22 protein-coding genes and 2 tRNA genes are annotated in these 25,921 nt (G+C 64.8%); 17 read left to right on the top strand and 7 right to left on the bottom strand.

Features of this window, described 5'->3' with window-relative positions:
* Position 1: 1 nt before the first annotated feature.
* From nuoH to P7D22_RS08360, 10 genes are all read left to right on the top strand, one after another.
* Positions 2 to 1,093, top strand: coding sequence for an NADH-quinone oxidoreductase subunit NuoH (gene nuoH / locus P7D22_RS08405; RefSeq protein WP_319933777.1), 1,092 nt, complete (start codon positions 2 to 4; stop codon positions 1,091 to 1,093).
* On the top strand, positions 1,090 to 1,578 hold the full coding sequence (nuoI, locus tag P7D22_RS08400; protein WP_319933776.1) for an NADH-quinone oxidoreductase subunit NuoI: 489 nt from the start codon (positions 1,090 to 1,092) through the stop codon (positions 1,576 to 1,578). The genes nuoH and nuoI overlap by 4 nt, the downstream gene beginning before the upstream one ends.
* 88 nt (positions 1,579 to 1,666) lie before the next feature.
* On the top strand, positions 1,667 to 2,275 hold the full coding sequence (locus tag P7D22_RS08395; protein WP_319933775.1) for an NADH-quinone oxidoreductase subunit J: 609 nt from the start codon (positions 1,667 to 1,669) through the stop codon (positions 2,273 to 2,275).
* 13 nt (positions 2,276 to 2,288) lie between these two features.
* Positions 2,289 to 2,600, top strand: coding sequence for an NADH-quinone oxidoreductase subunit NuoK (gene nuoK / locus P7D22_RS08390; protein ID WP_319933774.1), 312 nt, complete (start codon positions 2,289 to 2,291; stop codon positions 2,598 to 2,600).
* 10 nt (positions 2,601 to 2,610) lie between these two features.
* Positions 2,611 to 4,674 (top strand): NADH-quinone oxidoreductase subunit L, encoded by a 2,064-nt coding sequence (nuoL, locus tag P7D22_RS08385; protein ID WP_319933773.1) that lies wholly within the window; start codon positions 2,611 to 2,613, stop codon positions 4,672 to 4,674.
* Entirely contained in the window at positions 4,674 to 6,203 is a 1,530-nt protein-coding gene (locus P7D22_RS08380; RefSeq protein WP_319933772.1) for an NADH-quinone oxidoreductase subunit M, read from the top strand. Before nuoL ends, P7D22_RS08380 begins: the two co-directional genes overlap by 1 nt.
* A 9-nt stretch (positions 6,204 to 6,212) precedes the next feature.
* Positions 6,213 to 7,646 carry an NADH-quinone oxidoreductase subunit NuoN gene (nuoN, locus tag P7D22_RS08375; RefSeq protein ID WP_319933771.1) on the top strand — a complete coding sequence of 478 codons (1,434 nt, stop codon included), beginning with the start codon at positions 6,213 to 6,215 and terminating at the stop codon, positions 7,644 to 7,646.
* A gap of 3 nt (positions 7,647 to 7,649) precedes the next feature.
* Positions 7,650 to 8,402 carry a biotin--[acetyl-CoA-carboxylase] ligase gene (locus tag P7D22_RS08370; protein WP_319933770.1) on the top strand — a complete coding sequence of 251 codons (753 nt, stop codon included), beginning with the start codon at positions 7,650 to 7,652 and terminating at the stop codon, positions 8,400 to 8,402.
* Positions 8,403 to 8,437: 35 nt separating this feature from the next.
* On the top strand, positions 8,438 to 10,108 hold the full coding sequence (locus P7D22_RS08365; RefSeq protein WP_319933769.1) for a ribonuclease J: 1,671 nt from the start codon (positions 8,438 to 8,440) through the stop codon (positions 10,106 to 10,108).
* An 11-nt stretch (positions 10,109 to 10,119) separates the two neighbouring features.
* The gene (locus tag P7D22_RS08360; RefSeq protein ID WP_319933768.1) at positions 10,120 to 10,362 is read left to right on the top strand and encodes a DUF1467 family protein; all 243 of its coding nucleotides are present in this window, start codon (positions 10,120 to 10,122) and stop codon (positions 10,360 to 10,362) included.
* 3 nt (positions 10,363 to 10,365) lie between these two features.
* Here P7D22_RS08360 and P7D22_RS08355 read toward each other — a convergent pair whose 3' ends face one another.
* Positions 10,366 to 10,794 (bottom strand): DUF4864 domain-containing protein, encoded by a 429-nt coding sequence (locus tag P7D22_RS08355; protein ID WP_319933767.1) that lies wholly within the window; start codon positions 10,792 to 10,794, stop codon positions 10,366 to 10,368.
* A 144-nt stretch (positions 10,795 to 10,938) separates the two neighbouring features.
* Here P7D22_RS08355 and P7D22_RS08350 point away from each other — a divergent pair.
* The 4 genes from P7D22_RS08350 to P7D22_RS08335 all read left to right on the top strand — a co-directional run bounded on the left by P7D22_RS08350 (position 10,939) and on the right by P7D22_RS08335 (position 16,212).
* Positions 10,939 to 11,014: transfer RNA gene (locus P7D22_RS08350), tRNA-Lys, on the top strand.
* A 73-nt stretch (positions 11,015 to 11,087) separates the two neighbouring features.
* Positions 11,088 to 11,309 carry a hypothetical protein gene (locus tag P7D22_RS08345; protein WP_319933766.1) on the top strand — a complete coding sequence of 74 codons (222 nt, stop codon included), beginning with the start codon at positions 11,088 to 11,090 and terminating at the stop codon, positions 11,307 to 11,309.
* Between the two features lie 175 nt (positions 11,310 to 11,484).
* Positions 11,485 to 14,601, top strand: coding sequence for an efflux RND transporter permease subunit (locus tag P7D22_RS08340; protein ID WP_319933765.1), 3,117 nt, complete (start codon positions 11,485 to 11,487; stop codon positions 14,599 to 14,601).
* Between the two features lie 177 nt (positions 14,602 to 14,778).
* Positions 14,779 to 16,212 (top strand): homospermidine synthase, encoded by a 1,434-nt coding sequence (locus P7D22_RS08335; protein WP_319933764.1) that lies wholly within the window; start codon positions 14,779 to 14,781, stop codon positions 16,210 to 16,212.
* Positions 16,213 to 16,295: 83 nt separating this feature from the next.
* Here P7D22_RS08335 and P7D22_RS08330 read toward each other — a convergent pair whose 3' ends face one another.
* A complete protein-coding gene (locus P7D22_RS08330) occupies positions 16,296 to 17,018 on the bottom strand; it encodes a TetR/AcrR family transcriptional regulator (RefSeq protein WP_319933763.1) in 723 nt (240 codons plus the stop codon).
* A gap of 104 nt (positions 17,019 to 17,122) precedes the next feature.
* Here P7D22_RS08330 and P7D22_RS08325 point away from each other — a divergent pair, with 104 nt between their 5' ends.
* Positions 17,123 to 17,992 (top strand): SDR family oxidoreductase, encoded by an 870-nt coding sequence (locus P7D22_RS08325; RefSeq protein WP_319933762.1) that lies wholly within the window; start codon positions 17,123 to 17,125, stop codon positions 17,990 to 17,992.
* A 159-nt stretch (positions 17,993 to 18,151) separates the two neighbouring features.
* On the opposite strand, the gene P7D22_RS08320 is transcribed toward P7D22_RS08325, so the two are convergent.
* Positions 18,152 to 19,366, bottom strand: a complete 1,215-nt coding sequence (locus tag P7D22_RS08320) for an NADP-dependent isocitrate dehydrogenase (protein WP_319933761.1) — start codon at positions 19,364 to 19,366, stop codon at positions 18,152 to 18,154.
* A gap of 109 nt (positions 19,367 to 19,475) precedes the next feature.
* On the opposite strand from P7D22_RS08320, the gene P7D22_RS08315 reads away from it, so the two are divergent.
* A complete protein-coding gene (locus tag P7D22_RS08315) occupies positions 19,476 to 20,276 on the top strand; it encodes an RNA methyltransferase (RefSeq protein WP_319933760.1) in 801 nt (266 codons plus the stop codon).
* A gap of 7 nt (positions 20,277 to 20,283) precedes the next feature.
* Here P7D22_RS08315 and P7D22_RS08310 read toward each other — a convergent pair whose 3' ends face one another.
* Positions 20,284 to 20,541 carry a hypothetical protein gene (locus P7D22_RS08310; RefSeq protein ID WP_319933759.1) on the bottom strand — a complete coding sequence of 86 codons (258 nt, stop codon included), beginning with the start codon at positions 20,539 to 20,541 and terminating at the stop codon, positions 20,284 to 20,286.
* Between the two features lie 147 nt (positions 20,542 to 20,688).
* Here P7D22_RS08310 and P7D22_RS08305 point away from each other — a divergent pair.
* Positions 20,689 to 20,773, top strand: a tRNA-Leu gene (locus P7D22_RS08305).
* A 351-nt stretch (positions 20,774 to 21,124) separates the two neighbouring features.
* On the opposite strand, the gene P7D22_RS08300 is transcribed toward P7D22_RS08305, so the two are convergent.
* The 3 genes from P7D22_RS08300 to P7D22_RS08290 form a co-directional block, all read right to left on the bottom strand.
* Positions 21,125 to 22,087: an NAD-dependent epimerase/dehydratase family protein gene (locus P7D22_RS08300; RefSeq protein ID WP_319933758.1), complete on the bottom strand. Its 963-nt coding sequence runs from the start codon at positions 22,085 to 22,087 to the stop codon at positions 21,125 to 21,127.
* Between the two features lie 168 nt (positions 22,088 to 22,255).
* Complete coding sequence (locus tag P7D22_RS08295) at positions 22,256 to 25,042, bottom strand: glycoside hydrolase family 2 protein (protein ID WP_319933757.1); 2,787 nt, start codon at positions 25,040 to 25,042, stop codon at positions 22,256 to 22,258.
* A gap of 24 nt (positions 25,043 to 25,066) precedes the next feature.
* Complete coding sequence (locus P7D22_RS08290) at positions 25,067 to 25,795, bottom strand: FadR/GntR family transcriptional regulator (RefSeq protein ID WP_319933756.1); 729 nt, start codon at positions 25,793 to 25,795, stop codon at positions 25,067 to 25,069.
* Positions 25,796 to 25,921 lie beyond the last annotated feature (126 nt).

Here is a 25,921-nt window from a genome sequence, read left to right as displayed (position 1 = left end):
CATGTCTGACGGCTCCTTCCTTTCCGTCCTGCTGAAGATCGTCGAGAGCCTGGCGCTCACGGTCGGGCTTTTGATCTACGTCGCCTATATCCTGCTGGCGGATCGCAAGATCTGGGCGGCAGTGCAGCTCCGGCGCGGCCCCAATGTCGTGGGTCCCTTCGGCCTGTTGCAAAGCTTCGCCGATCTTCTGAAGTTCGTCTTCAAGGAGCCGATCATCCCGGCTGGCGCCAACAAGGGCGTCTTTCTGCTGGCGCCGCTCGTCACGGCGGCTCTGGCGATTTCGGCTTGGGCCGTGATCCCGATCAGCGATGGCTGGGTCGTGGCCGACGTGAATATCGGCACCCTCTATATCTTCGCCGTGTCGTCGCTGGGCGTCTACGGGGTCATCATGGCGGGTTGGGCTTCGAATTCGAAGTACCCGTTCCTGGCGGCGCTCCGCTCGGCGGCCCAGATGGTGTCCTATGAGGTGTCGATCGGCTTTGTCCTGGTGACGGTGCTGCTTTGCGCCGGCACTCTGAACCTGAGCGGCATCGTGACGGCGCAGGACACGCGCTACGGTCTCTTCGGCTGGTATTGGCTGCCGTTGCTGCCGATGTTCGTGATCTTCTTCATCTCGGCTCTGGCCGAGACGAACCGCCCACCCTTCGATCTCGTAGAAGCCGAATCCGAGCTCGTGGCCGGCTTCATGGTCGAATATTCCTCGTCGGCCTACATGCTGTTTATGCTCGGTGAATATGTCGCCATCGTCAGCATGTGCGCACTCACCACCATCTTGTTCCTCGGCGGCTGGCTGTCCCCGATCCCGTTTGCCCCCTTCACCTGGGTGCCGGGGCTGATCTGGTTCGTGCTGAAGTCCACGCTGGTGTTCTTCATGTTCGCCATGGTGAAGGCGTTCGTGCCGCGCTACCGTTACGACCAGCTCATGCGTCTTGGCTGGAAGGTGTTTCTGCCGATCTCGCTCGTCTGTGTGGTCGTGGTCGCCGGGGTGATCGAGATGACCGGCTGGGGTGGTCAGCCTGTCAGCCCTCCGCAAACGACGAGCATCGACGGCGCTGCAACTGTCGCCACGGCTCAGAAGGACATCGCCCGATGAGACTCGACCAAGCCGCGAAGTCGCTTTTCCTCACGGAATTCCTGTCGGCCTTCGGCCTGACGATGAAGTACTTCTTCAAGCCGAAGCTGACGCTGAACTACCCCCACGAAAAGAACCCTCAAAGCCCGCGCTACAGGGGTGAGCATGCCCTGCGCCGTTACCCGAACGGGGAAGAGCGTTGCATCGCCTGCAAGCTGTGCGAGGCTATCTGTCCGGCCCAGGCCATCACCATCGAGGCGGGTCCCCGTCGCAACGACGGCACGCGGCGCACGACGCGCTATGACATCGACATGGTGAAGTGCATCTACTGCGGCCTCTGCCAGGAGGCCTGCCCGGTCGATGCCATCGTGGAAGGCCCGAACGCGGAATTCTCGGTCGAAACCCGTGAAGAGTTGCTCTACGACAAGGGCAAGCTGCTGGCCAACGGGGACCGCTGGGAACGAGAGATCGCACGCAATATTGCGATGGACGCGCCATACCGCTAAGCAGCAATTCAGAATCGAACTAAGCTGCGCCGGGCCATGGGGCCCGGCTTGGTGTGTGCGGCCGACATCGGCCGAGGGGTGAGCAGGCATGACGTCCGCAGACGGTTTCTTCTACATCTTCTCCGCTATCTGCGTGGCTTCGGCCTTCATGGTGATTGCGGCCCGCAATCCCGTCCATTCGGTGCTGTTCCTCATCCTGGCCTTCGTCAACGCGGCCGGGCTGTTCATGTTGCTTGGGGCCGAGTTCCTCGCGTTGATCCTCATCGTCGTCTATGTGGGCGCGGTGGCTGTGTTGTTCCTCTTCGTCGTCATGATGCTTGACGTCGATTTTGCCGTGCTGAAGCAGGGCTTCCTGCAATACCTGCCGGTCGGCGCCACGGTGGGCGCCGTGGTGCTCATCGAGCTGATCCTGGTGGTGGGTGGCTGGACTTTTGCTCCGGCGACCACGCGCGTGCTTGGTTCGGCGACGCCGGCGGGCATCAGCAACACCGCGGCGCTCGGCCGGATTCTGTACACGCAGTATCTCTACTTCTTCCAGGCCGCTGGGTTCGTCCTGTTGACTGCGATGATCGGCTCCATCGTTCTGACGCTGCAGCATAAGCCCGGCGTCAAGCGGCAGAACATCAACGAGCAGAATCTGCGCGACCGCAAGAAGGCCGTGACGCTCCGTAAGGTGCCGTCCCGCGCCGGCCTCTGATCGGGACTCATCCATGTCGTCCATCGGCCTCAATCAATTTCTTATCGTCGCGGCGATGCTGCTGACGCTCGGGATCGCCGGCATCATTCTCAATCGAAAGAACATCATCATCATCCTGATGTCGGTCGAGTTGATCCTGCTCGCGGTGAACCTGAATTTCGTGGCGTTTTCGTCCTATCTGGGCGATCTGACGGGCCAGATCTTCGGCCTTCTGATCTTGACGGTCGCGGCGGCGGAATCGGCCATCGGCTTGGCCATTCTGGTCGTGTTCTTCCGTAATCGCGGCACGATCGCGGTTGAAGACATCAACATGATGAAGGGCTGACGTTTCGCCTATGTATCAGCTCATCGTCTTTCTTCCTCTCGTCGCCAGCCTGGTGGCGGGCTTGTTCCGCAACCAGATCGGCACCAAGGCCGCCCAGTGGGTTACAACGTCGCTTGTCGGCGTGTCGGCAGTCTTGTCTTGGGTGGCTTTCTTCTCGGTCGGCTTTGGCTCCGGCACCACCCATGTGCCGATTGCTAATTGGCTGACGGTCGGATCGCTCAACATCGATTGGGCCTTCCGGGTCGATACGCTCACGGCCGTGATGTTCGTCGTGGTCAACACCGTGTCGCTGCTGGTTCACACCTATTCCTGCGGCTACATGGAGGAAGATCCCCACCGTCCGCGGTTCTTCGCCTATCTGTCGTTGTTCACCTTCGCCATGCTGATGCTGGTGACGGCCGACAACCTGGTGCAGATGTTCTTCGGCTGGGAAGGTGTCGGCCTCGCGTCCTATCTGCTGATCGGATTCTGGTACGAGCGGCCGAGCGCCAATGCGGCCGCCATCAAGGCCTTCGTGGTCAACCGGGTCGGCGATTTTGGTTTCTCTCTCGGCATCTTTCTTGTTTTCGTACTGACCGGCTCGGTCAGCTTCGATGCCATCTTCGCGGCGGCTCCCGGGCTTGCGGACAAGAGCTTCCATGCGTTCGGCATTACCGGCCACGCGCTGACGATTGCCTGCCTGCTGTTGTTCATGGGCGCCATGGGTAAATCTGCGCAGTTCCTGCTGCACACCTGGCTGCCCGACGCCATGGAAGGCCCGACACCCGTGTCGGCGCTGATCCATGCCGCCACCATGGTGACGGCCGGTGTCGTGATGGTGGCGCGCTTGTCGCCGCTTTTCGAATATGCTCCGCATGCCTTGAACTTCGTGGTGCTGATCGGCGGCACCACGGCGTTCTTCGCCGCAACCGTCGGCTTGGTTCAAAACGACATCAAGCGGGTCATCGCTTATTCGACCTGCTCGCAGCTCGGCTACATGTTCGTCGCCCTGGGCGTCGGCGCCTATGGCGCAGCCGTGTTCCACCTGTTCACGCACGCCTTCTTCAAGGCCCTGTTGTTCCTTGGCGCCGGCTCGGTCATCCACGCGATGCACCATGAGCAGGACATGCGGAAGATGGGCAAAGGCCTGTGGCGCAAGATCCCGATCACCTTCGGGATGATGCTGGTCGGCACCTTGGCGCTGACGGGCTTCCCTCCGTTCGCGGGCTACTTCTCCAAGGATGCCATCATCGAAGCCGCCTATGTGTCGCATCGTCCGGCGGCGCTTTATGGCTTCGTCATGACCGTCATCGCAGCGGGCCTGACGTCGTTCTATTCCTGGCGGTTGGTGTTCCTCACCTTCTTCGATGTGCCGCGGCAGATCGAAGGTGCCACGGAGGATCGCGATCACAACGCTCACGATGAACCCGTCGGTGGCAATCAGCACGCTCATGCGCATGCGCAAGCGGCGGATGACCTGCACGGCCATGCGGTTCACGATGACCACGGCCACGCTCACCACCACGAGCCGCATGAGTCCCCGAATGCCATGTTGGTGCCGCTCTACGTCCTCGCGGTCGGGGCTCTGGTGGCTGGCTTCGCGTTCAAGCATTATTTCATCGGCGAAGGGGCGGAAGGTTTCTGGAAGGAAACCTTGTTCTTCGGTCCGAACAACCATGTCATGCACGACATGGAGCATGACGTGCCGTTCCTGATCGGCATCCTGCCGACCATCATGATGGCGCTCGGCTTCCTGGTCTCGCTCTACATGTATGTTCTGGCGCCAGGAACCGCGCAGCGCCTCGCCGAACGCAATCGGGCGTTGTACCTGTTCTTGTTGAACAAATGGTACTTTGACGAGCTCTACAACGTGCTCTTCGTCAAGCCTGCCTTCTGGCTGGGACGGCTGTTCTGGAAGGGCGGTGACGGCAAGATCATCGATGGCCTGGGCCCTGACGGTGTTGCTTCTGCGGTGTTGGCCGGCTCGAGCCGGGTCGTGAAGATCCAGACCGGTTTCGTGTTCCACTATGCCTTCGCGATGATGCTCGGCGTTGCAGCCTTCATCACGTGGTATTTGGTCGGGGGCATCCACTGATGTTCGGGTTCGGTATTCTTACGGGCCTTGTCGCCCTGCCGTTGATCGGTGCGGCATTCATTCTCGTCCTGCGGGGTGATGATGAGGCGACGCGCGGCAATGCGCGCTGGGTGGCATTGCTCACCACGCTCGTCACCTTTGTGCTGGCCTTGGTGGCTTGGGGCCGCTTCGACACCGGAACCTCCGCCTTCCAGCTCATCGAAAGCAAGGCGTGGTTCGGGTCGGGTATCAGCTACAAACTCGGGGTCGACGGGATCTCGATGCCGTTCGTGGTGTTGACGGCGTTCTTGATGCCGTTCTGCATCCTCGCCTCGTGGACGTCCATTCACATGCGGGTGCGCGAATATTTCATCGCGTTCCTGGTGTTGGAAGCGCTGATGATCGGCGTCTTCTGTTCGCTCGATCTTGTGTTGTTCTACCTGTTCTTCGAGGGCGGCCTGATCCCGATGTTCCTGATCATCGGGATCTGGGGGCATGACAGGCGCATCTATGCCAGCCTGAAGTTCTTCCTCTACACGCTACTTGGCTCGCTGCTCATGCTGCTTGCCATTATGAAGATGTACGGCGTCGCGGGTACGACCGACATCGAAGTGCTGTTGCACACCCCCTTCGCGCGCTCGACGCAGATCTGGTTGTTCCTGGCCTTCTTCGCATCCTTCGCGGTGAAAATGCCGATGTGGCCGGTCCACACCTGGTTGCCGGATGCGCACGTTGAAGCGCCGACTGCGGGTTCGGTCATCCTGGCCGGTATCCTGTTGAAGATGGGCGGTTACGGCTTTCTCCGCTTCTCGCTGCCAATGTTCCCCGAGGCTTCGCACTACTTCGCGCCGCTGGTCTTCGCCCTTTCGGTCATCGCCATCGTCTACACCTCGCTCGTCGCGTTGGTGCAGGTGAACATGAAGAAGCTGATCGCCTATTCGTCGATCGCCCACATGGGCTTCGTAACGATGGGGATCTTCACGATGAACCAACAGGGCATTCAGGGTGCCGTGTTCCTGATGATCTCGCATGGCATCATTTCGGGTGCGCTTTTCCTGTGTGTCGGCGTCGTTTACGACCGTATGCATTCGCTCGAGATCGCGTCTTACGGCGGTCTGGTGAACCGCATGCCGCGCTATGCGCTGGCCTTCATGGTGTTCACCATGGCCAATGTCGGCCTGCCCGGCACCTCGGGCTTCGTGGGTGAGTTCCTCACGATGATTGCAGCTTTCGAGGTCAACACCTGGGTGGCCCTGATCGCGACGCTCGGGACCATTCTGGCGGCCGCCTATGCGTTGTTCCTGTATCGCCGGGTCGTCTTCGGGGTTTTGGACAAGGCGTCGTTGAAGACGATCCTCGATCTCAACACCCGCGAAATTGTCATGCTTGTGCCGCTGATCGCCTTGACGCTCTATTACGGGGTTCACCCGGCACCGATCCTCGATGCGTCCCAGGCGACCGTCGATGGCGTGGTCAGGGCGGTGTCGCTGCCCATCTCCGAACATACTGCCGCGCTCGGTGCCCCAGTGCCCGCGACCGCCGGCCAATAAGGACGAACGATGGTCACCGCCGGTTTCAGTCTCTCGCCCGTTCTGCCGGAGTTCATCCTCGCCATCGGTGCGCTTGCCCTGCTGCTGCTGGGCGCCATCGGTGGAGAACGGTGGACGAAGGCGCTTTACGAACTCGCCATCGTGATCCTCGGCGTCGTTCTGCTCACCGTGGTCTTCAACCATCGGGCCCCGAGCGTGTCGTTCGATGGCGCTTTTGTCGATGATGCTTTCGCGCACTTCATGAAGGTGCTGGCCTTGTTCGGCTCCATCACGACGCTGTTGATGTCGATCCCGTTCCTGCGCCAGCAGGGGATCAACAAGTTCGAGTTCCCGATCCTGGTCATGCTGTCGACCCTTGGCATGCTGACGCTGATCTCGGCCGGCAACCTGATCGCGCTCTATCTCGGCTTCGAACTGATGAGCCTCGCGCTCTACGTGATTGCGGCGTTCCATCGCGAGGACGGGCGGGCCTCGGAGGCGGGCCTGAAGTATTTCGTTCTCGGTGCTTTGTCGTCCGGGTTGCTGTTGTATGGGGCATCCCTCATCTATGGGTTTGCCGGCTCGATCGACTTTGGTGTCATCGGCACGGCCCTGCAGGGCAACAAGGCCATCGGCGTTGTGTTCGGCCTCGTGTTCCTGAGTGCCGGCCTGGCGTTCAAGATGTCGGCCGTGCCGTTCCACATGTGGACGCCGGACGTTTATGAAGGCGCGCCTACGCCCGTCACCGCATTCTTTGCCACAGCGCCCAAGATGGCCGCGGTTGCCATCACGGTGCGGGTCATCATCACGGCGTTCCCGGGCATCCTGGCCCAGTGGCAGCAGATCATTGTCTTTATTTCGATCGCTTCGATGATCCTCGGCTCCTTTGCGGCCATCGGGCAGACCAACTTCAAGCGGCTGATGGCTTATTCGGCTATCGGCAACATGGGATTTGCGCTCGTGGGCCTGTCGGCCGGCACCGAAGCGGGTGTGTTCGGCGTGCTGATTTACATGCTGATCTACCTTGTCATGACGCTTGGCACCTTCGCGGCCATCCTGGCCATGAAGCGCAAGGGGCTGAACATCGAGACCACGGCAGACCTCGCGGGTTTGTCGCAGCATAACGGTCCAATGGCGTTCTTTCTGGCGATGATCATGTTTTCCTTGGCCGGGGTGCCGCCGCTCGCGGGCTTCTTCGCCAAGTTCTACGTCTTCCAGGCGGCTATTCAGGCCAATCTCTTCGGCCTCGCCATCATCGGCGTGTTGTCGAGCGTGGTTGCGGCCTACTACTACCTGCGCATCGTCAAGATCATGTATTTCGACGCACCCGTCGAGGCCTTCGACCCGATGAGCCCGGCCGTCAACGCGGTCCTGGCGCTGTCTGGCGGCTTCGTTTTCCTGTTCTGGCTCTGGCCGGAGCATTTCGTCAACGCCGCGACCGCTGCCGCGCATTCGCTGTTCTAAGGCGTGACGCTGCTCGCCACGGAGATCGAGACAGCACCGGTGCAGGCTTTGGCCGAAACGGGGTCGACCAATGCCGATGCGCTGGCGCTCGCCAGGGCTGGTCAGTGCGGTCCGCTTTGGATCCGGGCAGACCTGCAACGCTCTGGGCGTGGGCGGCAAGGCAAGCCCTGGGTGTCGCCTCCCGGCAACCTGTACTGCAGCCTGCTTTTTTCGACGGACGCCGCGCCGCGGGATGTGCCTCAATTGGCCCAGGTCACGGCGGTTGCGGTTGCGGACGCTGTTCGGAATGCCATTGGCGGGCGCGGCGACCTCCGCATTAAGTGGCCGAACGACGTGCTGCTCGACGGCGCCAAGGTGGCTGGCATCCTGGTCGAGAGCACACTGACTCCCGACGACATGCAGGCTTGCGTCATCGGCTGCGGTATCAATTGCATCAGTTGCCCCGATGATCTTCCGTATCGCGCCACCAGTCTCGCCGAAGTCGCCGGATCGCATGTCGAAGCCGATGCGGTGTTTGCTGCGCTTCGCGCAACCCTCGGCAGTGCGCTCGCGTCCTGGGATGCCGGCAGGAACTACGCCGCGATCCGGGAGCGTTGGTTGGCGCAGGCTTTGCCGCTCGACACGCCCCTCGTGGTGCGCGGCGCGGGGAACGCGATACACGGGCTTTATCGAGGCATCGACATCAAGGGCCGCCTCCTGTTGATGGGACCCCAAGGTCCTGTTGCGGTCGAGGCCGGCGACGTGACTCTGAATTGAATGGGAAATCGGCCGCTCCGCGGTCGGAAATGGTGATGGTGATGGACGGCGACGAATTGGTATTCTGCGCGCTCGGAGGTCTGGGCGAGATTGGCATGAACATGGCGCTCTACGGCTTCGGGCCGCCGGCGCGCCGCAAATGGATCATGGTGGATTGCGGCTTGTCCTTTGCCGGGCCCGACCTTCCCGGGGTGGACCTCGTGTTCCCGGACATCACCTTTGCCGAGGCCATCAAGAAGGACCTCATCGGGCTGATCATCACGCATGCGCATGAAGATCACATCGGCGCGCTCGTGGATCTTTGGCCCCGGCTCGGCTGTCCGATCTATGCCACCCGCTTCGCGGCCGGCTTGCTGGAGATCAAGCGGCTGAACGAGCCAGGCGCGCCGAAGCTGCCGATCAAGCAGATGGCGCCTGGCGACAGGCTGGACCTTAAGCCCTTTGAGGTCGAAATCATCTCGATGGCCCATTCCGTGCCGGAAAGCACAGGCTTGGCGATCCGCACGCCGGTCGGCCTCGTGGTTCACACGGGAGACTGGAAGATCGACCCGACGCCGGTGGTGGGCGTCCCCACCGACGAGAAGCGCCTGCGTGAGCTGGGCCAGGAGGGCGTCCTGGCGCTCGTCTGCGACTCGACCAACATCATGCGCGAAGGCACCAGCCCGTCCGAGACCGAGGTGGCCGACCGGCTGCGCGAGGTGATCGAGCATTCGAAGGGCCGCGTCGTCGTGACGACCTTTGCATCGAACGTGGCGCGCCTGCGTGCCGTTGCCGATGCCGCCGCAGCCTGCAACCGCAGCGTCGTGGTTCTGGGTCGGGCCATGGATCGCGTCATCAGCGTGGCGCGCGAATGCGGTTACCTCGACGGCGTGGCGCCGTTCCTGTCGTCGCATGCCTTGTCGGATATGCCGCGCGAGCGGGTCGTCATTCTGGCGACCGGCAGCCAAGGCGAGGTGCGGGCCGCATTGGCGCGCATCGCCCAGGACGATCACCCCGACGCGCGCTTGTCGCCGGGCGACCGGGTCATCTTCTCGTCGCGTACCATCCCGGGCAACGAGCGCGAGGTGGGCCGCATCATCAACGGGCTGGTGCGCCAGGGGATCGAGGTCATCACCGATCGTACGGAGTTGGTCCATGTGTCGGGCCATCCGCGGCGTGAGGAGGTGGCGCGTCTTTATGGCTGGGTGAAGCCTCAGATCGCCATCCCGGCCCATGGCGAGCCGCTGCACCTCAGCGAGCACGTCGCTTTCGCCAAGGCGCTGGGCGTGCCGCACGTCATCAAGGCTTCCGACGGTGATGTGGTGCTGATCGGTCCCGATGAGCCGGGTATTGTCGGTGACGCGCCGCATGGCCGCATGGCCAAGGACGGCACCGTGCTGTTGCCGGTCTCCGATCCGTCCATCCTGGCCCGCACCAAGCTGGCTTTCGCAGGTGTTATCTCGATCGCGCTGGCCGTGACGGCACGGGGCGAGATGGCCGGCACCCCGGATGTGGTGTTCTCCGGACTGCCGAGCCGCGCCCGCGACGGCAAGGCCATGGATGCGGTGATCGACGCTGCCATCTTCGAGACGCTGGACAGCATGGGTCGGGCGAAGCGCCGGGATGCAGACGCAACCTCGGCCGCCGTCGAGCGGGCCGTGCGGGGTCAGGTCGGTGCGGCCTGGGGCAAGAAGCCGATCGTCCACGTCCTCGTCGTCGAGGTCTGACGAGGGCGGCCATGCGCCTTCCGGTCCCCATGCCGATGGCGCTGGCCATCTACTTCACCATGTGGTGGACGCTGTTGTTCGCGGTGTTGCCGTTCGGCATCCGCTCGCAGCATGAGGACGTGGTGGCGCCCGGCACCGAGCCGGGTGCGCCGCAGCGGCCTCGGCTGCTCGCCAAGGCGCTGTGGACGACCGTCCTCACGACCGTTGTGTTCGGAGCCCTGATGTTGGGGCTGACGCTGTATCCCGACGCCTGAGCCTCAGGCGTCGACCGCGTCCGACTTCAGGACGAAGCATCCGCTGATGCGCCATTCTCCGTCGACCTGCGTCATCGTATAGGCGACCGTCCAGACGGCGCCCTTCGCATCGACGACCGTCATCTTCTGCACCAAGCCGAGTTCGGTCTTTGTCAACTCGCCGAAGCGCGTCGATTTGGGGTTCACCAGCGCCCCATAGGCCTGCCGAACCATGGCCATGAAGCCGGCAGGATCGGGAAATTTATCGCGGATGCCGGGCGACGCGAAGGACTCGGCCGTCGATCCGTCGCCGGACCGAAACGCCTGCAGCTGCTGCGAGATCACCCCCTGGATGGCGGTTTGACTGGCCTGATCGGCAGGAGAGTCGTCGGCCCTGGCCGCGACATTGAGGGTGACGCACAGCATCACGGACGCAAGAACCACAGCCCGCATGGGATCGCCTCGCTCGCAAGGGTCAAACCGACGCGCCATCATGATCTCCCTCTGCCGGAAGCGCCAGAGGGAAAGCCGCACCGGGCTTCAAGGGCGGATCGTCTTGACCCCCGACCAGCTTGCGGCTACCCAAAGGCCTGGTGGGAGCGCGTAGCTCAGTCGGTAGAGCATCTGACTTTTAATCAGAGGGTCCAGGGTTCGAGCCCCTGCGCGCTCACCAAATGGTTCTCGCCGCGTCTGCTGGTCGTTGGTGGCCTCGCGCTGTCTGCTGGTATCATCGGAAGGTCGCGTGCGTGACGGACAGCTATGACGATGCTGAGCCGGCCGAAACCGTGTTCGTATCCGGCTTCGGCAATATCGCACTCCGGGCTGCCGTACGGCGGTATCGGTCGGCGCGAGAAGCGGGGCAGTCCGTGACGCTCTTCCGTGAGATCGGCAAAAGCCCGAGCACATTCGATGCCGTGGACGTCGAGCGGTTGTCGGAGCTGAAGCGCTTCAAGGCGCTGAGGGGCTGATCGCCTGCGACGCGCCGACACGCGCGATCGGTCACACCGCCGCATATCTCCCAGCTCTCCTTAGAGTCCAACGTCTTCTCGTGACGGCGGTGCTGCGGGAGGCCGCCTCAATCATCCCCCAATCCGGCGCCAAGGAAGCGGCAGCTCCGGCGCGGAGCCTTCAGCGGCTGATCTGGTGATGAGCGTTTCGGATATCTTCATCCGCCGACCGATCGGCACGACGTTGCTGTCCGTCGGTCTGTTTCTGGTCGGGGTCGCGGCTTATTTCCAATTGCCGGTCGCCAGCTTGCCCGGCATCGACTTCCCGGCCATCCGGGTCAATGCCAGCCGGCCGGGTGCCGATCCGGCCACCATGGCGGCGACCGTGGCGGCGCCGCTCGAGCGGCGGCTCGGCGAGATCGCCGGCGTCAATGAGCTCACCTCGTCGTCGTCGCTCGGCGCCAGCTCGGTCTCGATCCAGTTCGACCTCAGCCGCAACGTCGACGATGCGGCCCGCGACGTGCAGGCGGCCCTCAATGCCGCCGCGACCGACCTGCCGAGCGACCTTCCGACGCTGCCGACCTACCGCAAGGCCAATTCGGCCGCCTTCCCGGTGCTGATCCTCGCCCTGACGTCGAAGACCCTGCCCAACACGGCGCTCTACGACGCTGCCGACACCGTCATCGCCCAAAAGATCAGCCAGGTGGAAGGCGTCGCCGAAGTGTCGGTGAACGGTGCCGAACAGCCCGCCATCCGGGTGCGGATCGACCCGCAACGGCTGGCCGCCATGGGCTTGTCGGTGGATGCCGTGCGGACCGCCATCAGCAACGCCAATCCGGGCGCCGCCGTAGGGGCTTTCGACGGTCCCGAGCTGACCGAGTCGCTCGCCACCAGTGATCGGATGTCGACGCCGGAAGAGTTCGGGGCCGTCGTGGTGCGGGCCACCAACAACACGATCGTGCGCCTGCGCGATGTGGCCGACGTGGCGCGTGGTGTGAAGAGCCGCCGGGCCGCCGGATGGTACAATAAGGACCCTTCCGTCCTGTTGATCATCACCAAGCAGCCGGCCGCCAATGTCATCGACACGGTGGACCGCGTGAAGGCGCTGCTTCCCCAGCTCCGTCGCTGGGTGCCGGCCGGCCTCGATATTGCGATCTTCACCGATCGTACCGTTTCGATCCGTGCCGCCGTGAGGGACATCCAGATCACGCTGCTGCTCACGGTGGCACTCGTGATGGGCGTGGTGGCGGTGTTCCTGCGCCGCCTGACGCCGACGCTGGCGGCCGGCGTCACGGTGCCGCTGTCGCTTGCCGGCACCGTGGCCTGCATGTGGGTGGCCGGCTTCTCGCTCGACAACCTGTCGCTCATGGCCATCACGATCTCAGTCGGCTTCGTGGTGGACGACGCCATCGTGATGATCGAAAACGTCCATCGCAACATGGAGCGCGGCATGCCGGCGCTGCAGGCGGCCTTTCTGGGGGGCCGCCAGATCGGCTTCACGGTGGTGTCGATCAGTTTGTCGCTGGTGGCCGCCTTCGTGCCACTGGTGTTCATGGGCGGCATCGTGGGCAGCTTGTTCCGCGAGTTCTCCATGACGCTGATCTTTGCGGTGGTGCTCTCGACGGTCGTGTCGCTGACACTGACGCCCATGCTGTGCGGCCACTTCATGAAGGACGACCACGGGCGTCCGCCGACCCGCTTCGACCGCATCGTCGAGGCGGGCCTGTCGCGGCTGGTGGCCGGCTATGCGGTGACGCTGCGGCTCGCCCTCCGCCACCCCTGGGTGATGCTGCTTGTCATGCTGTTGACGATCGGCCTGACGGTGGAGCTGTTCCGCACGGCCCCGAAAGGCTTCGTGCCGGACGACGACACCGGCCTCATCATGGGCATGACGGAGGCGTCGCCATCCGTGTCCTTCCCCGAGATGGCGCGACTGCAGCAGATCCTCGCCGATGGCGTGCTGCAGGATCCCGCGGTCGACGGGGTCGGGTCCTTCATCGGGGGCGGCGGCAACTCTTCCGTGAACCAGGGTCGCTTGTTCATCGGTCTGAAGCCCGAAGGCAGCCGGCCGCCGATCGAGCAGGTCGTCAACCGTTTGCGCGGCAAGCTCGCCCATACGCCAGGCATCAGCTTGTTCATGGTGGCGGTGCAGGACCTGCGGGCCGGCGCTCGGTCGGGCAAAGGCGCCTATCAATATACACTTTGGGACACCAACCTCGACGAGCTGCAAAGTTGGCAACCGAGGATCGTCGAGCGCCTGAAGAAAGTCCCAGGCTTGGTGGACGTGTCGACCGACCGGGAGCAGGGCGGTCTCGAGGCCAAGGTGGTGATCGACCGCGCCGCCGCGTCGCGCCTCGGCGTCGCGATCCAGGCCATCGACGACGCCCTCAACGACGCCTTCGGGGAGCGTCAGGTCTCGACCATCTACACGCAGCGCAACCAGTATCATGTGGTGCTGGAGGTCGCGACGCGTGACCAGCGCGACCCCTCCGACCTGTCGCGCCTCTACGTGCCGGGCACAGGCGGCGTCCAGGTGCCCTTGTCGGCGCTGGCCACCGTCGAGCGCGGCACATCGGCCCTGGTGGTCAACCACCAGGGCGCGTTCCCGTCGGTGACGATAACCTACAACCTGCAGCCTGGCGCCGGCCTCGATGCCTCGAGCAAGGCCGTCACCGAGGCGGTGGCCGGCATGCATCTGCCGGACGGCCTGCATGCCGAGTTCTCCGGTGATGCCCTCGTGTTTCAGCAGGGCGCCTCCAACCAGATCATCCTCATCGTGGCGGCCCTGGGCGCCATCTACGTCATTCTGGGCGTGCTCTACGAAAGCCTGATCCATCCGCTGACGATCCTTTCGACGCTGCCCTCGGCCGGGCTCGGCGCCCTGCTGGCCTTGCGGGTGGTCGACATGGAGCTGACGGTGATCGCCTTCGTGGGCATCATCCTGTTGATCGGCATCGTGAAGAAGAATGGCATCATGTTGGTCGACTTCGCCATCCATGCCGAGCGCGACGGCGGAATGGGTCCACGCGACGCCATCTACGAGGCCTGCATCGAGCGTTTCCGGCCGATCCTGATGACCACGCTGGCGGCCCTGTTCGGCGCCATGCCGATCGCCTTCGGGTCCGGGGTGGGGGCCGAACTGCGGCGGCCGCTTGGTGTCACCATCATGGGCGGGTTGATCCTCAGCCAGGCTCTGACGCTTTATACGACGCCCATCATCTACCTTGGCATGGCGCGGATGAGCGCTCGATGGCGGGCCTGGCGGGGGCGATCGCGTCGCGGCTCGATGCCGGTGGCGGCCCCGGCCGAATAGGGCAGGCGGCCTTCGCACCGACCTGTCATGGCATTGTTTTAAGGCCCGGCTAGGCATGACCACCCAACCTGCGCCGGGGCGCGGCGGGATAACCCTGATGTGCCGTCACGCTTGACCCATCCGATCCGATGCGGCTAACCCGCCCGCAACGCATCAACTTGCCCGTGGAGTTTCCGAATGCCCGAATGGACCCAGCACGCCCGTTTCGACGGCCCGATCGTCATGATCGGCTTCGGGTCCATCGGCCGGGGCACCCTGCCGCTCATCGAGCGTCACATCGGCCACGACAAGGCTAAGTTCACCGTCATCGCGCCCGACGACGCAGACCGCGCCCTGCTCGATGAGCGCGGCATCCGGTTCATGCAGGTCGCGTTGACGCGCGAGAACTACATCGATGTTCTGAAGCCGCTGCTGACCGCCGGTGGGGAGCAAGGGCTCGTCATCAACCTGTCGGTCGACACCTCCTCGGTGGCCTTCATCCGGCTCTGCAAGGAGATCGGCGCGCTCTACATCGACACCGTGGTCGAGCCCTGGCCGGGCTTCTACACCGACGTGCGGCTGACCGTGTCGCAGCGCTCGAATTATGCCCTGCGCGAGTCGCTGCTCGATCTGCGCCGCGCTTCGCCGGGCGGCCCCACCGCGGTCGCCACCTGTGGCGCCAACCCCGGCATGGTGTCGTGGTTCGTCAAGCAGGCGCTGATCGACATTGCCCGTGACACCGGACAGCCGGTCGCGGCCGACCCGCAGAGCCGCGAGGACTGGGCGCGGCTCGCCCAGTCGCTTGGCGTCAAGGGCATCCACATCGCCGAGCGCGACACTCAGCGGGCCAAGACCCCGAAGCCGAAGGGCGTCTTCGTCAATACCTGGTCGGTCGAGGGCTTCGTGTCCGAAGGATTGCAGCCGGCCGAGCTTGGCTGGGGCTCGCACGAAAAGACGTTGCCGGCGAACGGCCGTCGTCACGATTTCGGGCCCGATTGCGCCATCTACCTGATGCAGCCCGGCGCCGGCACGCGCGTGCGGTCCTGGACGCCTACCGCGGGCCCGCAGCACGGCTTCCTGGTGACCCACAACGAGTCGATCTCGATCGCCGACTATTATACCGTCGGGGAGGGCGCCAAGGCGGCCTACCGCCCCACCTGCCACTATGCCTATCACCCGGCCGACGATGCCGTGTTGTCGCTGCACGAGATGGCCGGCAACGCGTGGCAGCGGCAGGACAGCGCCCACATCCTGAGCGAGGCCGACATCCTCGACGGCATCGACGAGCTCGGCGTGCTGGTCTACGGCCACGCCAAGAACGCTTATTGGTATGGGTCGCAGCTGTCGGTCGAGGAAACTCGCCGCATCGCACCCTACCAGAACGCCACCGGTCTGCAGGTCACCTCGGCGGTGCTGGCCGGCGTCGTCTGGGCCATCGAGAACCCCACGGCCGGCATCGTCGAGGCCGATGAGATGGACTTCCGCCGCTGCCTCGAAGTGCAGATGCCCTATCTCGGCCCGGTGATCGGCACCTACACGGATTGGACGCCGCTCGACCACCGCGAGGTGCTGTTCCCGGAAGATCTCGACCGCGACGATCCGTGGCAGTTCCAGAACGTGCTGGTGGTGTGAACCCTTTGCCACGGGCCTCGGCGGGGGACGAGCTGCCGTAAAGGCCCGTGCTTTGCTGCGATGCGGACTTTTCGTGGGTCGGATCAAGCCTGTTCGGAAATCCGGTCCAGCAGTTCGGCAAGGAGAAGCCGTTCTCCCGGCGTCAGACCCGTCGTGTGCGCCAGTGAGGCGCGCAAGGCGATCGCCGCTCCGGCTGGACCTGGTGTGGCCGTCGCGGGCGCTGCGAACGTGATGGCCTGGATCACGGCCTCGCGCGTGATCGACGCCAGTTCGATGTCGCGGTCGTCGTCAGGCATATCGAGCAAGGCGAGTACCACGCCCGTGCAGGTCGCATGGGTCAGTCGTTCCGCCTTGGTTTCGCTGACACGCAGCAAGCCTGCGACCGCCAGAGCCTGCACCTTGCGACGCAACGCCACCCGGCCGGCGTTCGCTGCCGGCGAAACTCTCGCCGGGTCCGGGTTGCCCCAGATGATGGCGAACAGGGCAGGGTGCGCGAGACCGAAGCCGACATGGCTGTCCCATCCCATGCGAAAATCCAGCAGTGGATCGGGGTCGGGTTCAGCAGAAGCCTTATCGGCCACGTAGGACGCCAATCCAGCTTCCGCCACGGCTTCAAGCAGGCCGGTCTTGTCGCCGAACAGCCGGTACAGGGTCGGTTGTTGGATGCCCGCGGCCGCGACGACGGCCCGTGTGGTCAAAGCCGCGCGCCCGCCTTCCGCCACCAAACGTGCCGCAACCTGAAGCACGCGGTCACGCACGTCCTGGCTTGCATTCGGATCGCCAGGCTTGGGCGGCAAAATCGTCATCACGACAGCTTACGCCAGCATCGTTATCGACGATAGCTTTCCGTTGTTATCATTCCATATCAGTGGTAAACAGAGTTTGTTACCATCGGTATGGAGGGCAAGGCATGATCGTTGTGACTGGAGCGAATGGCCAACTCGGCCGTCATGTCGTGGACAACCTGCTGCGCCGCATACCGGCCGACCAGATCGTCGCGAGCGTGCGAGAGCACTCCAAGGCGGACAGTCTTCAGGCAAAAGGCGTCGCGATCCGCGCGGGCGACTTCGCCGACCCTGCAGCCCTCGTCGACGCATTTGCAGGCGCGTCGCAGGTTCTGGTGATTTCCGTCAACCAGCTCGGCGAGGCCGCGCTCCAGCTGCATCGTTCCGCCATTGAGGCGGCCGCGACGGCTGGCGTTCGGCGCATCCTCTACACCGCCCATATGGGCGCACGATCCGACTCGCCTTTCATGCCGGCGCGCGATCATGCCGCGACCGAGGCGATCCTTGCCGAGAGCGGCATCCCGTTCACCTCGCTCCGCCATGGCTTTTATGCCGAAAGCGCCTTGCACATGATCGGTCAGGGGCTGGCGGCGGGTGAAATCCGTGCGCCTGAGGACGGGCCTGTCAGCTGGACCGCGCGAGGGGACCTTGCGGAAGCCGACGCGATTCTCCTGGCCGAGCCGGGCCTGCTCGATGGCATCACACCGCCGCTGACGGCTTCCGAGGCCGTGACCATGGCTGAGCTTGCGGCGATCGCGTCGGAAGTGAGCGGCCGCGAGATCAAGCGGGTCGTCCTGTCCGACGACGCATGGCTCGATGAAAAGGTGGCGCAAGGTGTTCCTGCACCGATGGCCGAGCTGCTCCTTGGTACGTTCCGCGCATCCCGGCGCGGGGACTTCGCCTCGACCGACCCGACCCTGGAGCGTTTTTTGGATCGCCGCCCCCGGAGCATGCGTGACGTCTTGGCCAAAACCCTGAAGCTTGCTCAGGCGTGATCGTACCGCAGTGCTGTGGACCGGCCAGCCGTAGTCGCTGCATTACCTCTGAGGATATCGGCCCTCACCTTGTCTTGCGCGACTTCGGTCTGCCGGTCCCTTGGTGTGCACAGCCGGGGAACGTGCATCGCGTCGCTGCCGCGATGCACTCCCTTCTGTTTAGGCGCTCATCGCGGTCTTCAGGTTCGCGTCGATCTTGTCGAGGAACCCGGTGGTCGAGAGCCACTTCTGATCGGCGCCGACCAACAGCGCCAGATCCTTGGTCATGAAGCCCGACTCGACGGTGTCGACGCAGACCTTCTCGAGCGTCAATGCAAAGGTGTTGAGCTCCGCGTTGCCGTCGAGCTTGGCCCGATGGGCGAGGCCGCGCGTCCAGGCGAAGATCGAGGCGATGGAATTGGTGGAGGTTTCCTTGCCCTTCTGGTGTTCGCGATAATGGCGCGTCACGGTGCCATGCGCGGCCTCGGCCTCGACGGTCTTGCCGTCGGGGGTCATCAGCACCGAGGTCATCAGGCCGAGCGAACCGAAGCCCTGGGCCACGGTGTCGGATTGCACGTCGCCATCGTAGTTCTTACAGGCCCAGACATAGCCGCCCGACCACTTTAGCGAAGACGCCACCATGTCGTCGATCAGCCGGTGCTCATAGGTCAGACCGAGCGATTGGAAGCGCGACTTGAACTCCGCCTGGTAGACCTCCTCGAAGATGTCCTTGAAGCGGCCGTCGTATTTCTTGAGGATCGTGTTCTTGGTCGACAGGTAGACCGGGAACTTGCGGTTGAGGCCGTAATTCAGCGAGGCCCGTGCGAAGTCGCGGATGGAGTCGTCGAGGTTGTACATCGACAGCGACACGCCGGCGCCGGGGAAGTTGAAGATCTCGCGCTCGATCACCGAGCCGTCCTCGCCCTCGAACTTGATGGTCAGGCGGCCCTTGCCGGGCACCAGGAAGTCCGTGGCGCGATATTGGTCGCCATATGCATGACGGCCGATAACGATCGGCTGCGTCCAGCCCGGTACGAGGCGCGGCACGTTCAAGCAGATGATCGGCTCGCGGAAGATGACGCCGCCGAGGATGTTGCGGATCGTGCCATTGGGCGAGCGCCACATTTCCTTCAGCTTGAACTCTTCCACGCGCGCTTCGTCGGGCGTGATGGTGGCGCATTTGACGCCAGCGCCGTGCAGCTTGATGGCTTCGGCGGCGTCGATTGTCACCTGGTCGCTCGTGGCATCGCGGTGCTCGACCGACAGGTCGTAATATTTTAGGTCGATGTCCAGGTAGGGGTGGATCAGCTTGTCCCGGATGGTGTGCCAGATGATGCGGGTCATCTCGTCGCCGTCGAGTTCGACGACGGGGTTCGCGACCTTGATCTTGCTCATGGGACCCTCTTGCTGCGGCACCGATTGCGCCGTCTTCGTGGTTCCCGCATAGCAAACGCCGAGGAACCCGCCAAGGCATCCGCCACGCCGGGTCGGGGAGGCAAGCCGCATGATCGATCCAACCGCGGCAGCCGCGACCCCGCCGGCCATCATCCTGGTGCGGCCGCAGCTCGCCGTGAACATCGGCACCACGGCGCGGGCCATGGCGAACTTCGGCCTGTCGGACCTGCGCCTCGTGGCCCCGCGCGAAGGCTGGCCGCTGCCGGAGGCGTTGCAAGACACGGCGGAGGCCGCCGCCTCGGGCGCCGTCGGGCTGCTGCGGGCGGCCCGCGTGTTTCCCACGACGGAGGCCGCCGTGGCGGACCTGCACAGGCTCTATGCCACGACGGCTCGGGAACGCGGGCAGGGCAAGCCCGTGCTGACGCCGGCCGTCGCAATGGCCCACGACCGGCACAGCCTGGCCCCGGATCTCCGGACGGGGGTGTTGTTCGGTCCTGAACGCACGGGGCTCGACAACGACGACGTGGCGCTGGCCGACGCCGTCATCACCTTTCCGGTCGATCCCGCCTACGGGTCGCTGAACCTCGCCCAGGCGGTCCTCCTGGTGGCCTATGAATGGTTCAAGGCGGAAACCGAGGATGCCGCGCCGTTTGGCCCCGTGGAGCGCTCGCGCCCGGCCTCGCGCAAGGCCGTTGTGGCCTTCTTCGAATATCTGGAAGGGGCGCTGACCGAGGCCGGTTACTTCCGGCCGGAAGAAAAGATCCCGATCATGCGGCGCAACCTGCGCCACATCTTTCAACGCGCCGTGCTGACCGAGCAGGACGTGAGAAGCCTGCGGGGCGCCATGGTCCGGCTCGTCGAAGGCCGACGCCAGCCGGGCCGGCGCGGCAACGCGACCGACCCGGAGTGATGCAGCGTCAGCAGCCCTTGCAGATCTGGGTGGCGGCCTTGGCGCTGTCTTCCGCCTTCCGCTCTGCGGCGGTGGGCTGACCCGCCCCGACCGCAGTCCCCGATCCGGTCACCCCGCCGCCGACGCGGCCGCCGGAAGGCGCTTGCTGGATGGTGTTCTGGCCCTGGATCGAGCCGCTGGTTGCCGTGCTGGTTTGCGCCTCCGCGACCGTGGATCCCACGATCCCGCCCGCCAGCATCCCGGCAACGAGAAGTAAAGTTTTCATGGACGGTCTCCTTCAAATGGCAAACGAGACCGCTGTGGCATTGGTTTCCTGCCTCGAAGCCATGCCCGACCACCGCACCCCAATTTGCTGTCGAACAGCAAACACCCGTTGACATCCCGCCCGCCCTCCCGCAAACAGCGTGGGCCTGCCCTGGTGGCGGAATTGGTAGACGCGCTGGTTTCAGGTACCAGTGGGTAACACCGTGGAGGTTCGAGTCCTCTCCAGGGCACCATGATGTCTTCATGGTTCGGCAACAATGCCAGACAAATCGTGACGTTTGCTTCGCTGCTTCAGGCTAGCTCAGCGTTCTTTTTGGCCTTCCCCCGTGTAGGGCCGACATGACCTGAACCTTCGCATGTCATGCCCCTGTCCGAAACGTAGCGGGATGGTTGCGGCGCTCCCCAGTGCTGGTCCGCGCGAGGCGTACACCGTCTATATGGTTCGCTCCCGCGGCTCACAGGCTCAAACACCTTCGCCTGGCCGTGCCACGGCGCCGCCTGCATCCTACCGGCAAAAGTCTGGACGACCGGCGCAAAACCGTCGGCGTCCTGGACCTGTTGAGCACCGGGACTCGGCTGGTGGGTCACGCCGCCGGTGGGGCATGTTCCGCCAGTCCCAAAGCCACGACGGCCTCCTGCACCGCTTCGAGCGAGGTGAACCTGGGGGCGTAGCCCAACAGGCGCTCCGCCTTGCGGATGGAACAGTTCGGGCTGCGGGCGATGTGCTCGTAGGTCGTGTGCGCTTCGGCGGCATCCTGTCCGGCTGCCCAGGCGTCCCATGGCAGGAAGGCAAGCCGCGGTTCGTGGCCGAACCAGCGGAACATGGCCTCGGCATAGCCGCGCAGCGTCAGAGCCCCGGACGAAACCGCGTGGAAGGCCTCGCCGGTGGCGACGCCCCAATGGCCGATCGCCCGCATCACCATCTGGGCCACATCGTCGGCATGGACGTGGTGGACGGTCTCGAGGCCGAAATTCGGCAAGGTCAGCACCTCGCCCCGCGCGATCGCCGCAAAGACCTCCGGGTTGAAATGCCCGGCCGGATTGAGCGGGGCCCAGCCCGGGCCGACGATATGGCCGGGGTGGATGATCGTGGCCGGAAAGCCATCGCGGCGGGCGCGGTCGAGCAAGGAGGCCTCGATCGCCGCCTTCTGCTCGCCATAGGCGCCGAAAGGCCGGCGCGGTGCTTCTTCGGGCGTGGGAACGACGCTGGCCGGCCCATGAACCCAGATGGTGCCGATGTGGATGAATTGCTGGACGCGCCCTTGCAGAGCCTCGACCAGGGCCTGGGCGCTCGGCAGGGTGAAGCACACGAGATCGACCACGATGTCGGGCGCCAGCCCGGCGATGCGGGCCGAAAACCGGCCGTCCCGATCCTCGGCCTCGCGATCGGCCGTAACGGTCTCGACGGCCTGCCAGGCCCGATGCGGCAGGTAGGGTGCCCGCCGCCCGCGGGTGACGTTGACCACATGGTGCCCGGCCTCGACGAGACGGGGCACGAGGTAGGTGCCGATGTGGCCGCTGCCACCGATCAACACAACACGAGCCATGCTCAGGCAGCCTTTGTTTGAAGCAGGCGCCGCGGCCTGCGATGTTGCGGCCCCGTCAAGGCGCCGGGACCGCCGCGCTCACGCCCGCTGCGTTGTGAAGACACCGAACCGGCCCTGATGACCGGATCGTTCGACGTGCTGCCGGACCATCGCGGGAAGGTCATGGCGCTATTCTTTCCCAGAAGGCTCGGAGGCGGTTCTGGCGGCATGCGACGGCGACGCCGCGGTTTCGATGATGGCTCGCATCAGCGTAGCCGCGACCGGATCCTGGCCGGCCGGATCCTCCATCAGGCGAAACGTGGTGGCGACGAGACGGCCGGCGCCGAACGGGCGCTCGCAAAGGGTCGCGGCCGGTTTATGGGCCCAGCCGACCACCACGCCGGCCTGGACGCGCGTTTCCCATTCCCAGGGCTGCAGACCGGTAAGGACGTGGTGAGGCACCACGCGATCGAAGCCGAGGTCGAGCATGGGGCCGCCCGGCAAGGCCGCAAAGGCGCCCGTGCGGCGCAGCCAGGAAAAGTTGCCGATCCAGTCGCCGCGCCAAAGCGTGCCATGCCGCTCGACGAGGCCGAGACCTGGAAAGAAATGGTGGGTCGCCGCCGGCAGGCCGGGCCGGGCATCGACGACGGGCAGGAAGGGAGGCTCACGGGGTAACTCGTCGGCCCGGAGCGACGGGCGCTTGGGGGTGTGCCCGTCGGCCAGCACCAGCACGTGCCGGCCCTGGCGAATCGCCTCGACATCCGCCGCGTCGAGGTCGCGGGTGACGAGCACATCGGCGATCTCGGGCGCGACGACCGCATAGCCGAGTGCCGCCAGATAGGCCCGCAACACCGGGTCGGGACTGGCGACGCGTTCGGGCGGCGCGGCCGAACGCGGATAGCACGCGAGCGGCTCGGTATTGCTCGCGAGGATCGCTCCCGATGGGTCGCGAAGGGTGAGCGACAGCGGAATGCGCTCGGACATCGTGGTCGCCGGGATGTCGAGATCGAGGATGGTGACCTGTTCGACGACGGTGGGCGGCATGGCGGGGACGGGCACCTGCCCGCCTTGCCCGGCGAAGCGCCATTCGAGCATCGCGCCAGCCGGGATCTTGGCGCCGCCCGTGGCGACACGCAGGGGGACCGACACGGTCTCCCCTTCCCAGAATGCCCAGCGCTCCAGGCGGGGCAGCAGCACCACGTCGGCGTTCACGCTGGCGAAGCGATCGTGGAAGACCCGCGGGTTGCGGGCCAGGTCGAGGAGGCCGTTCGCCTCCCAATGCACGTCCGTGAATTCCGTGATGACGTAGCCCATGATGCTGGCCTGCGCCCGCATGGACTCGATCTGATACTTCAGCCCCTGGAACTGGTGCCATTGCGCGGCGTCGATGAAGCCGTCGAAACTGCCGAAGGCGCGATCGAGGCTGAGCGCCGCGGCGCGGCTCTCGACCCCATGCGGGTAAGCCGCACCATCGCCCCAGAAGGGGCCGCTTTCCATCCAGGCCGGCTCGGCACCGTCGGCTGCGTGCATCGTGCGTGGGTGCGGCAGCCCCCAGACACCGAATTCGGAGACCACCATCGGCTCGCGGCCGGTGCGCTGGCCATCGCCATGTGGCGTGAAACTCCAATCGGGACGGTTGGCGAAGTCTGCCGTCAAGGCATCCCATTCGGCGCGGCGCTCGGGGATGCCGCGGTAATAATGATAATCGTCGATGTCGGTCTTCACGTGGAAGTTCGGCAGGCAGGGCGAGTTGTCGACAACAAGGCGCGTCGGATCGAGCGCCTTCACCCAATCGTACGTTTCGGCCAGCCAGGCGCGGTGATCGGCATCCTCGACGAGGCGCGTGCCCCAGTCCTCGTTGATGATGGTCCAGCAGATGATGGACGGGTGATTGCCGTCGCGCCGCAGGATGCCCGCAAAGGTGTCGCGCAACCGCGCGGCCGAGCGGGCCGTGAACTGCGCCACGTTGGGGATCTCGGTCCAGATCAGCATGCCAAGGCGATCCGCCACCGCGTGGTAGCGCGGGTCCGGCACCTTCATGTGGCAGCGCAGGCAGTTGAGGCCAAGCGCCTTGGCCTTGCGGATCTGGTCCTCGAGAAAGGCGGTCGATGGCGGCGTGCAGATGCCGTCGGGGTAATAATCCTGGTCGAGGGCGCCGCGCAGATACAGGGGCTTGCCGTTCAGCAAAAGCTTGCCGTCGAGGGCTTCGATGCTGCGGAACCCGAACGTCTCGGTCACGCGGTCGAGCGCCCGGCCCTCTCCCTCCAGCGTCACCTCGAGGCTGTAGAGCACGGGATCGTCGGGTGACCACAAATCGGGAGACTGGGCTGCGAGGCTCAGGCTCGTGCCGCCCTCCCGCAGCGCGCCCTGGGCATGCGTCACCGCCGCGCCGTGCCGATCGAGCAGCGCCACGCGGACGATGCCGTTCCGCGGCACTTGGGCCACCTCGATCGTCACAAATGCGACGCCGTCCATCCCGGCCCGAACGGCCACATGGGCGATGTGGGAGAGCGGTCGCGTTTCCACCATCACCGACTGCCAGAGCCCGCCGAGCGGCCCGTACCAGCTTTGCTTTCCGTGCGGGTATTCCGGGAAGGGGCGATCCGGATAGGTTGCCTCGTCGAGGGAGGGCTGCAGGGTGTCGACCTCGAGCAGGGCGTCGCGGGGCGCCTCGGGTGGCACGACGATCTCGAACGGCAGGTAGCCGCCCTCATGCCGACCGAGCTCTCGGCCATCGAGCCGCACGGTCGCGATTTCACTCGCGGCGCCGAAGCGAAGCACGACCATATCCATCGTGTCGGGTAGCGTGACGCGCCTGCGGTAGCGGCCAAGGCCGAAGCGGTCACGAAGGTCGGGGCAGGACGCCTGCCATGGATTGGGCACCGACACGGCGCGCCACGCGGGATCGTCGCCAAAGCGGAACTCCCACGGGCCGTCGAGCCACTGAACGGTGCGGAAAGGGGATGGGTCAGCCACGTTGGTGCTCCAGGATTCGAAACCTCAGGGGATCGGCACCGCCAGCGGAAGCAGGCGATCGCGGGCGGCATGAAGCAGGCGCTCCATCGCGTCCGCGGCGCCTGTGGGATCACGCGCCAGAATGGCAGCCCGCACCGCATCGTGGGTCGCGAGGGTTTCGGCGGGTTGGATCGCGTGCCGCTGCAGCATCTGCGACGACACCCGGAGGGCGGATTTGAACGTGCTGCCGACGGTGACGAACAGCCCGTTGTGCGACGCCTGGATCACGGCGAGGTGGAAGGCGAGTTCCGCCTGCGCGGTCGCCTCGATGGTCAGATCGGTTTCGAAGGCGCGCGCCAGTTCGTGGAAATGGTGCTCGATGGCCCCGAAATCCTCCACGGTGCCGTCGCGTGCTGCGAGAAACGAGGCGCGTGGCTCGAAGCAAAGCCGCATCTCGAAGATGTCGGCGACGATCTTGGCGTCGAACTGCGCGGACAGCCGCCAGGTGAGCACGTCGCGATCGAGCAGGTTCCAATCGGCGAAAGGCAGCACGCGGGTGCCGACCTTGGGCGAAACCTCGATGAGCCGCTTGGCCGAAAGGTTTTTCACCGCTTCCCGGATGACGGTGCGGCTGACCCCGTAAATCCCGCAAAGCTCGGCCTCGACCGGCAGCGTCGCTCCTGGCCGGAACTCACCGCCGACGATGCGTGAGCCCAGCAAAGCGGCAATCTGGGTCGACATGGTGCCGATCGGGACGAGCTCGCGTTCGAGCATGTCGGGCCAGCGCTCCCTTTCTGTGCCGACGAAGATCGACGGATTGACAAGCCCAAAAGCTCCCAACACAATAGCCGATATAAGATAATATGAAAGACACGTTTTGACCTTTGTGCCTGCATCTAA

Origin of the sequence: Lichenihabitans sp. Uapishka_5 (genome assembly GCF_033947565.1) — a bacterium.
Classification (GTDB): domain Bacteria; phylum Pseudomonadota; class Alphaproteobacteria; order Rhizobiales; family Beijerinckiaceae; genus Lichenihabitans.
This window is presented reverse-complemented; position numbering and strand designations above follow the sequence as displayed.